Source organism: Ramlibacter lithotrophicus (genome assembly GCF_012184415.1).
GTDB classification, from domain to species: Bacteria; Pseudomonadota; Gammaproteobacteria; order Burkholderiales; family Burkholderiaceae_C; genus Ramlibacter; species Ramlibacter lithotrophicus.
The window spans coordinates 25004-37515 of sequence record NZ_VTOX01000004.1 but is presented as its reverse complement, the minus strand read 5'-3'; the positions used below and the strand labels follow the sequence as shown (position 1 = coordinate 37515).

Annotated in this window: 14 protein-coding genes; 9 read left to right on the top strand and 5 right to left on the bottom strand. The window is 70.0% G+C overall.

Annotated elements, in window-relative coordinates; translation table 11 throughout:
• The first annotated feature begins 79 nt into the window (after window positions 1-79).
• From RAMLITH_RS12620 to RAMLITH_RS12605, 4 genes are read left to right on the top strand one after another with little or no spacing between them, the layout of a single operon-like run.
• On the top strand, window positions 80-613 hold the full coding sequence (locus RAMLITH_RS12620) for an SET domain-containing protein (protein WP_168107784.1): 534 nt from the start codon (window positions 80-82) through the stop codon (window positions 611-613).
• Entirely contained in the window at window positions 610-1422 is an 813-nt protein-coding gene (locus RAMLITH_RS12615) for a biotin--[acetyl-CoA-carboxylase] ligase (protein ID WP_420376907.1), read from the top strand. Before RAMLITH_RS12620 ends, RAMLITH_RS12615 begins: the two co-directional genes overlap by 4 nt.
• A gap of 3 nt (window positions 1423-1425) precedes the next feature.
• On the top strand, window positions 1426-1650 hold the full coding sequence (locus RAMLITH_RS12610) for a hypothetical protein (RefSeq protein ID WP_168107783.1): 225 nt from the start codon (window positions 1426-1428) through the stop codon (window positions 1648-1650).
• A gap of 13 nt (window positions 1651-1663) precedes the next feature.
• Window positions 1664-2323, top strand: coding sequence for a glutathione S-transferase family protein (locus RAMLITH_RS12605; RefSeq protein ID WP_168107782.1), 660 nt, complete (start codon window positions 1664-1666; stop codon window positions 2321-2323).
• 260 nt (window positions 2324-2583) lie between these two features.
• Here RAMLITH_RS12605 and RAMLITH_RS12600 read toward each other — a convergent pair whose 3' ends face one another.
• From RAMLITH_RS12600 to RAMLITH_RS12585, 4 genes are all read right to left on the bottom strand, one after another.
• Window positions 2584-4065, bottom strand: a complete 1482-nt coding sequence (locus tag RAMLITH_RS12600) for a sensor histidine kinase (protein ID WP_168107781.1) — start codon at window positions 4063-4065, stop codon at window positions 2584-2586.
• A 122-nt stretch (window positions 4066-4187) separates the two neighbouring features.
• Complete coding sequence (locus tag RAMLITH_RS12595; RefSeq protein WP_168107780.1) at window positions 4188-4862, bottom strand: response regulator; 675 nt, start codon at window positions 4860-4862, stop codon at window positions 4188-4190.
• An 80-nt stretch (window positions 4863-4942) separates the two neighbouring features.
• On the bottom strand, window positions 4943-5869 hold the full coding sequence (locus RAMLITH_RS12590) for an N-formylglutamate amidohydrolase (protein ID WP_168107779.1): 927 nt from the start codon (window positions 5867-5869) through the stop codon (window positions 4943-4945).
• Window positions 5870-5900: 31 nt separating this feature from the next.
• Entirely contained in the window at window positions 5901-6866 is a 966-nt protein-coding gene (locus RAMLITH_RS12585; protein ID WP_168107778.1) for a tripartite tricarboxylate transporter substrate binding protein BugE, read from the bottom strand.
• A gap of 114 nt (window positions 6867-6980) precedes the next feature.
• Between RAMLITH_RS12585 and RAMLITH_RS12580 the strand changes: the two genes are divergently transcribed.
• Window positions 6981-7901 carry a LysR substrate-binding domain-containing protein gene (locus tag RAMLITH_RS12580; RefSeq protein WP_168108121.1) on the top strand — a complete coding sequence of 307 codons (921 nt, stop codon included), beginning with the start codon at window positions 6981-6983 and terminating at the stop codon, window positions 7899-7901.
• On the opposite strand, the gene RAMLITH_RS12575 is transcribed toward RAMLITH_RS12580, so the two are convergent.
• The gene (locus RAMLITH_RS12575) at window positions 7886-8380 is read right to left on the bottom strand and encodes a MarR family winged helix-turn-helix transcriptional regulator (RefSeq protein ID WP_168107777.1); all 495 of its coding nucleotides are present in this window, start codon (window positions 8378-8380) and stop codon (window positions 7886-7888) included. The genes RAMLITH_RS12580 and RAMLITH_RS12575 overlap by 16 nt on opposite strands.
• Before the next feature lie 140 nt (window positions 8381-8520).
• Between RAMLITH_RS12575 and recA the strand changes: the two genes are divergently transcribed.
• The 4 genes from recA to RAMLITH_RS12555 all read left to right on the top strand — a co-directional run bounded on the left by recA (window position 8521) and on the right by RAMLITH_RS12555 (window position 12510).
• Window positions 8521-9582: a recombinase RecA gene (gene recA, locus RAMLITH_RS12570; protein WP_168107776.1), complete on the top strand. Its 1062-nt coding sequence runs from the start codon at window positions 8521-8523 to the stop codon at window positions 9580-9582.
• Between the two features lie 145 nt (window positions 9583-9727).
• Complete coding sequence (recX, locus tag RAMLITH_RS12565; protein ID WP_420376906.1) at window positions 9728-10183, top strand: recombination regulator RecX; 456 nt, start codon at window positions 9728-9730, stop codon at window positions 10181-10183.
• 48 nt (window positions 10184-10231) lie between these two features.
• Window positions 10232-12139: an O-linked N-acetylglucosamine transferase, SPINDLY family protein gene (locus tag RAMLITH_RS12560; RefSeq protein ID WP_168107774.1), complete on the top strand. Its 1908-nt coding sequence runs from the start codon at window positions 10232-10234 to the stop codon at window positions 12137-12139.
• A gap of 77 nt (window positions 12140-12216) precedes the next feature.
• Window positions 12217-12510 carry a hypothetical protein gene (locus RAMLITH_RS12555; RefSeq protein WP_168107773.1) on the top strand — a complete coding sequence of 98 codons (294 nt, stop codon included), beginning with the start codon at window positions 12217-12219 and terminating at the stop codon, window positions 12508-12510.
• Window positions 12511-12512: the final 2 nt, after the last annotated feature.

Sequence of the window (12512 nt, the reverse complement as noted above, 5' to 3'; positions counted from 1 at the left end):
GGCGCCCTCCTTACAATCGGCGCTTCCTCACGCGTGCGCGCGCGCACGTGTGCACATTCAAGTTAACAGACTTTCACCCATGGCAGAAAAACCAGCTGCCGGCCCCCGGGCCGGCGCCTCCCGGGGCGCGGCCTCCGCCGGTGCGTCCCCGGCCTCCGGACGCCGGATCCAGGTCCGGCGTTCTGGCGTGCACGGCAAGGGCGTGTTCGCCTTGCAGCCGATCGCCGAGGGTGAGCGGATCGTCGAGTACGTGGGCGAGGTGATCACCTGGAAGGAGGCGCAGCGCCGCCACCCGCACGATCCGCAGGATCCCAACCACACCTTCTACTTCCACGTCGACGACAAGCACGTGATCGACGCCAAGCACGGCGGCAACGCCTCGCGCTGGATCAACCACTCGTGCGACCCCAACTGCGAGGCGGACGAGGACGACGGCCGGGTGTTCATCAAGGCCCTGCGCAATATCGAGGCGGGCGAGGAGCTCAGCTACGACTACGGCCTGATCATCGACGAGCCGTACACGCCCAAGCTCAAGGCGGAATACCCCTGCTGGTGCGGCTCGAAGAACTGTCGCGGCACCTTGCTGGCGCCCAAGCGCGGGCGGCGCAAGTGAGCGGCGGCACCGGCGCGCGCGGCCCCGCCGCCGGTGCCGGCGCGGACCTGCCCGGGGTCGCGGAAGCGATCCGGGAGGCGGTGGCCCCGCTGCTCCCCGGGTTCACCGTGGAGGTGGTGCCGGAACTGGATTCGACCAACAGCGAGCTGATGCGGCGGGCCCGGTCCGGCCGCGCCGATCCCGTGCTGCTGGTGGCGCAGCGCCAGACGGCCGGCCGCGGGCGCCTGGGGCGCGTCTGGCATGCCGAAGCCGGCACCGCCCTCACCTTCTCGCTCGGCCTGCCGCTCGCGCCGGCCGACTGGTCCGGCCTGTCGCTGGCCGTCGGCGTGGCACTGGCCGAGAGCCTGCATCCCCGGATCCGGCTGAAGTGGCCCAACGACCTCTGGCTGCACGGGCGCAAGCTGGCAGGCATCCTGATCGAGACCGCCTCGACCGGGGCCGAGCCCGGCGGCGCCCGTTACGCGGTGATCGGCGCCGGCATCAACCTCGCGCCGCCTTCCGCCGAGGGCCTGGCGACGCCGCCGGCATGGCTCGGCGAGCTGCTGCCGCAGGTGCAGCCGGGGCAGGTCCTGCTGCAGCTGGCGGCGCCCCTGGTGGAGGCGCTGCTGCTGTTCGAGCGCGCCGGCTTTGCGGCCTTCCGGGCGCGATTCGATGACCGCGACGCGTTGCGGGGCAACGCCATCGTCCTGAGCGACGGCACCGCCGGCACCGCGGCCGGCACCAACGAGCAAGGGGCCTTGTTGGTGCATACTGCGGGCGCCGTGAAGACCGTCACCAGCTCCGAAGTGAGCGTGCGCCCCGCCGCCTGACCCATGTTGCGCCTGGTGGTCCTGCTGCTCGTCCTGGCCAATGCCGGCTACTTCGCGTGGTCGCAGGGGCTGCTCGCAGCCTGGGGCTTCGCGCCCGCCGCCACCGGCGAGCCGCAGCGGCTGCGCCAGCAGATCAAGCCCGAGGCGCTGCGCATCCTGCGCGAGGAGGAGCTGCGGCGCCTGGCCCCGGACGCGGCGCCGCCTGCCGCAGCATCGACTCTCCGCTGAAAAGGAACTTCCCATGACGCTCAAGCTGTACTACGCCCCGGGCGCCTGCTCGTTCGTGCCGCACGCCCTGCTGGAGGCGGCCGGCGCGACCTTCGAACCGGTGCTGGTCAAGTTGCACAAGGGCGAGCAGCAGAGCGCGCAGTACCTGTCGCTCAATCCGCGCGGCCAGGTGCCGGTGCTCGTCGATGACGGCGAGGTGATCACCCAGATCCTGGCGATCGTCACCTGGCTGGACCACCGCTTCCCGCAGGCTGGCTTCCTGCCGCGCGAGCCGCTCGAGCGCGTGCGCGTGCTGGAAACGCTGGCGTGGATGAACAACACGGCGCACCCGACCTTCACCCACGTGTTCATGCCGCACAAGTTCGCGGCCGGCCCCGAAGCGCAGGCCGAGATCAAGGCGCAGGCGGCCTCGGCCTTCGGCGCCATCCTGGGCGAGATCGACGCGATGGCGAGCCGTGCCGCGGAAAGCGGACGCGCGTTCCTCGGCGGCGCCTCGTTCGGCCCGCTCGATGCCTACGCGCTCACCTTGCTGCGCTGGGGCGGCTTCGCCGGCCACGACCCGCAGCGGTTCCCGGCCCTGTGGGCGCACGTGCAGCGCGTCGCCGCGCTGCCGCCCGTGGCCCGCGCCATCGAGCGCGAGCGGCTGCAGCTGAACGTCTTTGGGAAGCTCTGAACAAATCGCGTCGCGCGCGCTCGAGGCAAGAACGGGATGATTTGTGCGCCAACGTTTCGCAGCCGGTGCTGGACGCACCGGCCAGGAACTTGGTGCGCAAAGCGCCCGTTGTTGCCCGAGCCCGTAGGGACGGCGCTTTTCCGGGCGACCTGCCGCGTTGCCAGACCAGGCAAGCCGTCCAGGCTTGCCTTGGGTCTGCCGCCTTGCATCTCATCCCGGAAAAGCACCGTCGCGCACGGCGGGATTTGTTCAGAGCTTCCCTAGGCGGCCTGAGCGTCTGTCTCGGTGCGCTCGCCGCGGGTCGCGCCGTCGCCCAGCGCAAACCGCACGATCACGCGCGTCCCCGGTTGCGGTTGCCCCGGGCGGGCGTCCTCGAGTGCGACCTCGGCGCGGTGCTGGCGGGCGATCTCCAGCACGATCGGCAGGCCCAGCCCCGAGCCGTCGACGTTGGTGCCGAGCGTCCGGTAGAAGGGCTGGAACACCAGTTCGCGCTCGTGCGGCGGGATGCCCGGCCCGGAGTCCTCGACCTGCAGCAGCAGCACCTGGCCGAACGGATCGGCCAGGATGCGCGCCGTGATCACGCCCGGGTGCTGCGCGCTGGACGGCGTGTAGTTGATCGCGTTGTCCAGCAGGTTGCGGATCATCTCCTTGAGCAGCGTGGGGTTGCCCTCCAGCTGCACGCCGGGAGAGCCGGGCTCGGGGCCGTCGTAGCCGAGGTCGATGTGCCGGTCCATCGTGCGCGGCACCGAGTCGCGCACCGCTTCGATGGTCAGCCGCGCCAGGTCGCAGGGCTGGCGGGCGATGACCTGGCCGCCGCTTTCGGCGCGGGCCAGCGCCAGCAGCTGGTTCACGGTGTGCGTCGCGCGCATGCTGGAGCGGCCGATCTGCTTGAGCGACTGCTTCAGCTCCTCCGCATTGGCGGCCTCGCGCTGCGCCAGGTCGGCCTGCATCCGCAACCCGGCCAGCGGCGTCTTGAGCTGGTGGGCGGCGTCGGCGAGAAAGCGCTTCTGGGTCGCGATCGAGTCCTTCAGCCGCGTGAGCAGGTCGTTGACCGACGACACCAGCGGCACGACTTCCAGCGGCACCGTCTTCTCGTCGAGCGGGCTCAGGTCGTCGGGCTTGCGGGCGCGGATCCGCTCTTCCAGCTGCGACAGCGGCTTGATGCCGCGCACCAGCGCGAGCCACACCAGCAGCACCGCCAACGGCAGGATCACGAACTGCGGCAGCATCACGCCCTTGATGATCTCCGTGGCCAGCACCGAGCGCTTGCCGCGGGTCTCGGCCACCTGCACCAGCGCCGGCTGGGCGCCGGGCAGGTCCAGCCTGACCCAGGTATAGGCGATTCGCACCTCGTGGTTGCGCATCTCGCCGTCGCGCAGCCGCACCGCGCCCGGCTCCGGCGCTTCGCCCTCGGCCGGCAGCGGCAGGTCGCGCTCGCCCGAGAGCAGTTCGCCGCGCGCGCCCAGCACCTGGTAGTACACGAGGTCCGAGTCGTCGGCGCGCAGCAGTTCGTGCGCGGGCTGCGGCAGGTTGAAGACCACCCGCTGCTGCTGCACGCCGACCAGGGCCGCCAGCGCCTGCACGTTGTACTCGAGCGCGCGGTCGAACGGCTTGCCCGCGATGCTCTGCGCGACGACCCAGGTCAGCGCCAGGCTGACCGGCCACAGCAGCAGCAGGGGCGTGAGCATCCAGTCGAGGATCTCGCCGAACAGCGAGCGTTGCTCGCGCTGGAAGACCTTCATTCAGCCTCCGCCAGGCGCCGGGAAGCGGTGGGAGTTCATCGGGCCTCCTGCCGGGCCGCCCCGAAGGAGGCCAGGGCCCCCTCGGGGGGCAGCGAACGTAGGCAGCGTGGGGGCACCATGACTCAGGGCTGGAGCTTTTCCAGGCAGTAGCCCAGGCCGCGCACGGTCGCGATGCGGATCGGGCCCTTCTCGATCTTCTTGCGCAGCCGGTGGATGTACACCTCGATCGCGTTGTTGCTGACTTCCTCGCCCCACTGGCACAGGTGTTCGACCAGCTGGTCCTTGCTCACCAGCCGGCCGACCCGCTGCAGCAGCACTTCCAGCAGCCCGAGTTCGCGGGCCGACAACTCCAGCAGCTTGCCGTCGATGGACGCCACGCGCCCGGCCTGGTCGTAGACCAGCGGGCCGTGCCGGATCGTGCTGCTGGAGACGCCGGCGCCGCGCCGGGTGAGGGCGCGCACCCTGGCTTCGAGTTCCTGCAGGCTGAACGGCTTGGCCATGTAGTCGTCGGCGCCGTAGTCGAGGCCCCGGACGCGTTCTTCCACCGCATCGGCGGCGGTGAGGATCAGGACCGGCAAGGCGGAGCCGCGGCCGCGCAGCTTGCGCAGCACTTCCAGCCCGTGCAGGCGCGGCAAGCCGAGGTCGAGGATCAGCAGGTCGAACTCGGTGTTGGTCATCAGGGCCGCATCGGCCTCGGTGCCGCTGGCCACGTGGTCCACCGCGGCGCCCGACGCGCGCAGGCTTCGCAGCAGCCCGTCGGCGAGTACCTGGTCGTCTTCGGCAATGAGAATGCGCACGGCGGCCCTCCCGGGGCACTGGCGCGGGCCCCTGCCGGACATTCTAGGGAAGCCGGCCGGCAGCGCCGGCGCGGCAAGGGTCAGCGCGGGTCGGTCGCCAGCAGCAGCCGCACCAGGTCCTGCAGGTCGTGGCGCAGGCGCGCCATGCCGTCCGGCTTGATGGCGAGCGTTTCCTCGTCCATGTAGATCTCGCGATTGAGCTCGATCTGGATGCTGTGGCGGTGGCGCGCGGGGTCGCCGTAGCGTCGCAGCAGTTCCACGCCCTTGTACGGGTGGTTGTAGGCCACGCTGTAGCCGCGGCCGCGCAGGTGGTCGCAGATCAGTTGCGAGAGCGCCGGACTCGCCGTGCTGCCGTCGCGGTCGCCCACGACGAAGTCGGGATGGACCAGCCCGGGAAAGTCGGTCGCGTGGCTGCCCGAGACGGCCGGCATGGAATGGCAGTTGATGTGGATGCTGTAGCCGTGGCGGGCGTGCGCGGCGGCTATCGCCTGGCGCACGGCCTCGTGGTAGGGGCGCCAGCAGCGGTCGATCCGCGCGCGCACTTCGGCCACGGTGAGCCGGCGCTGGTACACCGGGACGCCGTCGTCGGTGAACTTCCAGATCAGGCCCTTGCCGAGCCGGATCTTGGAGAGCTGGCCCGGGTCGGTCGCCACGGGCTCGGGCCACTCGCCGTCCAGCAGCGTGGTGTCGAGCTCCAGCGTGTCGCGGTTGGCGTCGAGATAGATGCGCGGGAAGTGCGCCTCGATCCAGGCCGCGCCGAGGGCCGGCGCGAAGTCGTAGATCTTCTCGACGTGGGTGTCCTCGGCGCGGCGCAGGACCGGCAGGTCGCAGGCGGCGCGGAAGTCGTCGGGGTAGTGGGTGCCGCTGTGCGGCGAATCGAGCACCAGGGGCGTGGTACCCGCGATCCGCGTGACCATGCGGACCGGCTCCGCGCCACGGGCGACGCCGGCCGCCGCCGGCGCTGCGGCGTCGAATCGTTGATGGATCAATTTCAGTGCTGCGTGCAAGGCGGAAGCGGGGCCCGCGGGGCCCCGGAAATCAGTCGAGGAAAACCTTGGCGTAGGCCGCGACCTTCTTCATCTTCGCGATCTCGCGCTGGACCTGCGCCGAGAATTCGGCCGGGGTCGAACCCGAGGGATAGAGGCCCTGGCCGGCCAGGCGCTCGCGAACGGCCGGCTCCTGCAGGGCCTGTACCACGGCCTGCTGGATCCGGTTGACGGCCGCGGCCGGCGTGCCGGCCGGTGCCACCAGGCCGAACCAGGACGGATCGTTGTTGATCGGGAAGCCCAGTTCGGCGTAGGTCGGGACATCCGGCAGCACGTCCAGGCGCTTGGGCCACGACACGGCCAGGGCACGCAGCTTGCCGGCCTTGATGTGCGGCAGCGAGGACGCGACCTGGTCGAAGTACACCGCCACCTGGCCGCCCAGGACGTCGTTGATGGCCGGGCCGGTGCCGCGGTACGGGATGTGGACCATCGAGGTACCGGTGCTGCTCTTGAACAGCTCGCCCCACATGTGGCCGATGGTGCCGTTGCCGGGAGTGGCGTAGGACACCTTGCCGGGGTTGGACTTGAGGTACTTGACCATCTCCTGGAAGGTCTTGACCGGCAGGGCGCTGGCGTTCATGGCCATCAGGCCCGGTGCCTTGACGATCTCGGTGACGCCGATGAAGTCCTTGATCGGGTCGTACGGCAGCTTGCGATAGACCGCGGGGTTGACGCCGTGGGTCGACAAGGTGGCGACGGCGACCGTCAGGCCGTCCGGCGTCGCGCGCGCGGCTTCCGCCATGCCGATCGAACCGCCGGCGCCGCCGCGGTTCAGGAGGATGACCGGCTGCTTCAGGATGCGCGAGAGCGGGTCCTGCAGGCTGCGGGCGGTGATGTCGGTGGCGCCCCCGGGCGGGAACGGCACGATCACGTTGAGGGGCTTGCCCTCCTGGGCCAGGGATATTCCGGGAGCGACAGTAAGAGCGGCCAGGCCGGAGAGGACGGTACGACGTTGCATGCGGTGGATTCCTCCGAGAGTACAGCGAAGGGTATTGTACTTTTCGCCTCTTGAAAATCGAATGATGGAGCTGATAACATTCCACCCAGGAATGTCATGAACCATCAGGGACCCATGTCGCTGCGCCGCCTCGCTCCGCCCGTGCACCTGCTGCGCTCGTTCTCCGCTGTCGTGCAGTTCGGCGGGGTGTCGCGGGCGGCCGAGGCCCTGCACCTCACGCAGGGCGCCGTCAGCAAGCAGATCAAGGAGCTCGAAGCCTGGGTCGGCGTGCCGCTGTTCGGCCGCGCGCGCAAGCGCCTGGCGCTGACGCCGGCCGGGGAACACTACGAAAAGAGCGTGCGCTCGCTGCTGGCGCAGCTGGAGGCGGCGACGCTGGAGCTGATCACCAGCGACGACGGTGCCGGCGTCCTGCACCTGTCGAGCCTGCCGACGCTGGGCGCGAAGTGGCTGATCCCGCGGCTGCCGTCGTTCCAGCAACTGCATCCGCAGATCTCGCTGCAGTTCGTGCCCTACGTCGAAGGCTACGACTTCCACCGGCCTGACCTCGATTGCTCCATCCTCTTCGGCGAGGGCCATTGGCCGGGCGCGCAGGCGCATTACCTCACCGGCAAGGACGTGGCGCTGATCGCGCCGCGCTCCGCCGTGGCCGACTGGCCGATCGCGGCGGCGCAGGACGTCGGCCGTTACGCGCTGCTGCGCCATGTGACGGTGCCGGAGGCATGGCAGCGCTGGAGTGAAGCCCACGGAGTGCGTGGCATCGATCCGTTCTCGGGTCCGCAGTTCGACCAGTTCCAGACCATGATCCGCGCCGTCATGGCGGGCATGGGGCTGGCGCTGGTCCCGCGCTGCCTGGTGCAGGACGAGATCACCGCGGGGCTGGTGCGTGAGCCGTTGCCCCATGGCGGCTACCGCAGCGCGCTCGGCTACTGGTTCTGCTATCCGGAGGGGCGCAGTCAGCGCCACGCGCTCGCCTGCTTCCGCCGCTGGCTGCTGGGCTGTGCTGACGCGGACGTCGCCCCTCAGGTGCGCGGCTGACGGGCTGGCGCCTCCTGCCCCCCGCTCGCGTACGCTTCCAGGCCGATCGCCACCACGGTGGCCACGTCCTGGCCGACCTCGGCCCGGAACTCGGCCTCGGCCTGGGCGACGGCGTCACGGAAGGCCTGCAGCCACGCCAGGCCGGTCGGCGTGAAGCGCACCAGGCGGGCGCGGGCGTCGCGCGAGTCGGCCTCCCTGGCCACGAGCCCCCAGGCCTCGCACTGGTCGACCAGATCGCCCATCGCCTGCTTGCTCATCCCGGCGCTGCGGGCGAGGTCCGTGAGCCGCGATCCGTCCAGCGCGAGGTGGCGCGTGATGTGGACATGCGCCGCGCTCACCTGGGAGCGGGCGGCGAGGTTCGACAGCGCCAGCGGCACTTCCACGTCGTGCGCCATGAGCTGCAGCACGCGCTCGTCGAACCGACGCATGGCATGTCCAAGCAGCCGGCCGAGGTGCGTGAGCCGCCAGGCGTCGTTCATCGGTAGATCGTAAGGCAAACTGACAAAAAATTGCGTTTACTTTTTCCAAGGCGAACCGTTAGAGTACTGGTCAAGCATCCAGGCTGTGCCGAACGACAGTGGATGCAGACGAAACAAACGTTGCTTTCAAGGAGATTTCAATGGACGCTCAAGTCAAGGGAACCCGCATAGTCGCCGCCGACAGCGAAAAGGCCAAGGCGCTGCAGGCGGCGCTGGCCCAGATCGACAAGCAGTTCGGCAAGGGCACGATCATGCGGCTGGGCGAAGGCGAGAAACTGGAGGACATCCAGGTCGTCTCGACCGGTTCCCTCGGCCTGGACATCGCGCTGGGCGTGGGCGGCCTGCCGCGCGGCCGCGTGATCGAGATCTACGGCCCCGAATCGTCGGGCAAGACGACGCTGACGTTGCAGGTCATCGCGCAGATGCAGCGGCAGGCCGGCACCTGCGCCTTCATCGACGCCGAGCACGCGCTCGACGTGCAGTACGCGCAGAAGCTCGGCGTCAACCTGTCCGACCTGCTGATCAGCCAGCCCGACACCGGCGAGCAGGCCCTCGAGATCTGCGACAGCCTGGTGCGCTCCGGCGCGGTGGACCTGATCGTGATCGACTCGGTCGCGGCGCTCACGCCCAAGGCCGAGATCGAGGGCGAGATGGGCGATTCGCTGCCCGGCCTGCAGGCCCGCCTGATGAGCCAGGCGCTGCGCAAGCTCACGGCCACGATCAAGAAGACCAATTGCATGGTCATCTTCATCAACCAGATCCGCATGAAGATCGGCGTCATGTTCGGCAGCCCCGAGACCACCACCGGCGGCAACGCGCTGAAGTTCTACGCCTCGGTGCGCCTGGACATCCGCCGCACCGGCACCATCAAGAAGGGCGAGGAATCGATCGGCAACGAGACCAAGGTCAAGGTGGTGAAGAACAAGGTGGCCTCGCCGTTCAAGACGGCCGAGTTCGACATCATGTTCGGCGAAGGCATCAGCCGCGAAGGCGAGATCATCGACATGGGCGTCAACGCGCGCATCATCGAGAAGTCCGGCGCCTGGTACGCCTACGGCGGCGAGAAGATCGGACAGGGCCGCGACAACGCGCGCGAGTTCCTGCGCGAGAACGCCGACCTGGCCAGGGAGATCGAAAACAAGGTCCGGGAATCCCTTGGGATTCCCCTCCTGCCGGCGGAAGCCGGCGAGGAGGGCGCGTGAGCGCCGGGACCGCCGTTTCGGCGCAGGCTCATGTGCGCGCAGCGCACGTGAAGGCCGCATGCGCGGCCGGCCGGAGCCAAAACAAGGTCCGGGAATCCCTGGGGATTCCGCTCCTGCCGGCGGAAGCCGACGCGGAGTAAGCCGCTTGCCGCTGCCGGCCACGCAGCTGTCGCTCAAGGGCCGCGCCCTGCGCCTGCTCGGCACCCGCGAGCACTCGCGCGCGGAACTCGAACGCAAGCTGGCGCCGCACGAGGAGGAGCCGGGGCAGCTGGCCCGGATCCTCGACGATCTGCAGGCCAAGGGGTTCATCGACGAGCGCCGCGTCGTCGATTCGGTGCTGCACCGGCGCGCCCCGCGGCTGGGCGCGGCCCGCGTCAGGCAGGAACTGCAGGCCAAGGGCCTGCCGGCCCCGCTGATCGCAGAGGCCGTGGCGGCGCTGCGCGACACCGAACTGCAGCGCGCCCGCGAAGTGTGGCAGCGGCGCTTCGGCTCCATGCCGGCCGACGCCAGGGAGCGCGCGCGGCAGGCGCGGTTCCTGCTGGCGCGCGGTTTCGGCGGGGACGTGGTGCGCAAGGTCTTCGATGCATCCGACAATGGATGAATCGGCCGAATCCCCACGATCAACGACGCGCCGCCCATCACGGACCTCATGTTCAAGAACCTGCTGAAGACATTGAACGTCGGCCAGCCGGCGCCCATCCCTGCGCCTGGCGAGGCGGCGGAGCATCTCATCGCCACCGGCAATGCCGCGGAGGACGCCGGGCGGCTCGAAGAGGCGCACGCCTGCTACCGCCAGGCCGTCGCCCTCGCGCCCGCGCTGCCGAAGGCGCACCTGAATCTGGGCATCGCCCGTGAAGCGCTCGGCGATGCCGCTGGCGCGAAGGCTTCATACGAACAGGTGCTGGCCCTCGAGCCGGGCCATCCATTCGGCGCCTACAACCTTGCCAAGCTGCACTTCGTGGAACACCGGCCTGGCCCCGCGGAGGATCTGCTGCGGCAGGCGCTGGCCGGCAAGCCGGACTTCACCGACGCCTGGGTCTTGCTCTCGAACGTGCTCGACGCCCGGGGCAAGACCGGCGAAGCGGCCGAGGCGATCGAGCAGGCCCTGGCGCGCAAGCCCGATTACGCGGGCGCCCTCTACAACCAGGCCACCATCCTGCGCCGGCTCGGGCGCCTGGACGAGGCGGAGGCGGCAGTGGCCCGGGCGATCGCGCTGGCTCCGGAGCCGCAGTACCTCGGCCTGCACAGCGCCCTGCTGGCGGCACAGGGTTTCGCGGAGCAGGCACTCGAGCCTCTGCGCCGCGCCATCGCGCTGCAGCCGCACCGGTTCGACCTGCGCTCGAACGAGCTGTTCCTGCTGAACCTCGTGGAAGGCACCGGGGTGCAGGAGCTGTGGGAACGGCATAGGGCGCTGGGTGCCGAGGTGGAGGCCGCCGTCCCCGCACTGCCCCTGCCCTCGCGCGACCCGCGCAAGCCGCGTCTGCGCCTCGGCCTCGTGTCGGGCGACCTGAGGGCGCATCCGGTCACGCTGTTCCTGCTGCCGGTGCTCGAGCGCCTCACGCGCGAGCGCTTCGAAGTGTTCTGCTATTGCAGCACCGCCAACCAGGATGAATTCACGAGCCGGGTCCGCGCATTGAGCGACCGCTGGATCGATGTCGCCGAGTGGACGGACGCGCGCCTGACCGAGACCATCGCCGCGGACGCGATCGACATGCTGATCGACCTGGGCGGCCACAGCGGCGATGTGCGCCTGGGTGTCTTCGTCGGCAAGCCGGCGCCGGTGCAGCTCACATGGCTTGGCTACCTCAACACCACCGGGCTGACCAGGATGGATTACCGGCTGTCGGACACGCGCTGCGATCCGCCCGACCTGTCGCAGCCGCGGCACAGCGAGCAGCTGCTGCTGCTGCCGCACAGCCAGTGGTGTTTCCGGCCGTTCGTCACCGTGGAGCCGGCGCTCACGGCGCCGTGCGAGCGCAACGGCCATGTCACGTTCGGATCCTTCAACAAGGTGGTGAAGCTGACGCGCGGCCTGGCGCTGCGCTGGGGGCGCCTGCTGCACTCGCTCCCGACGGCGCGACTGCTGGTGGCCGACGTCGGCTCGGCCAAGCGGCGCGCCGCCCTGCTGTCGGCGATCGTCGAGGGAGGCGGCGCCGCCGACCGGGTGGAGTTCGCCCCGCGCGTGGATCTGCACGCCTACTACCGGCTGATGGACCGCGTCGACATCGCGCTCGACAGCTATCCGTATGGCGGCGGAACGACGACTTTCGACGCGCTGTGGATGGGGGTCCCGGTGCTCACCGCCACCGGCGAGCTGCCGGCTTCCCGCAGCGCGGCCAGCATTCTCGAGGCGCTGGGCCTGGACGAATGGATCGCCCCGGGGATCGACCAGTATGAGGCGCTCGCCATCGAGCGGGCGGCCGGCGTCGACGAAATCGCGCGATTGCGCCGGACCTTGCGCGAGCGGCTGCGTTCGTCGCCGCTGATGGACGAGGAAGCGTTCACCGCTGCGTTCGAAGCAGCCCTGGAGCGCGCCTGGCGGGAGCGCGCCACCTGACCGGGCGGCGGCGCGACCGAGGCAGAATACGGCCCAGCAGACCGGGTGTCCCGGTCGCCGGTAGCAGGAGCAAGTCGATGGGTGGATGGTTTTCCGCGGCCGAGTCGGAGCGGTTCGGAAAGGAACTTGCCGCATTCGTGCTGGACGAGCTCTCCGCGTCGGCCGCGAAGAAGGAATCCAAGTTCAGCGCGAAGGCGGAGAAAGCCCTCATCCGCGCCGACCTGCGCGTGCGCCAGTTCACGGCCCGGGAGCGGATGAACTTCTACAAGAAGGGCAAGCTGGCCAACGCGTTCCTCTGGGCGCTCAAGGACGGCGGCTGCCCGCCCGATTACGCGGGCCAGCTCACCGAGTGGCTGACGTTCCGGCTTTGATC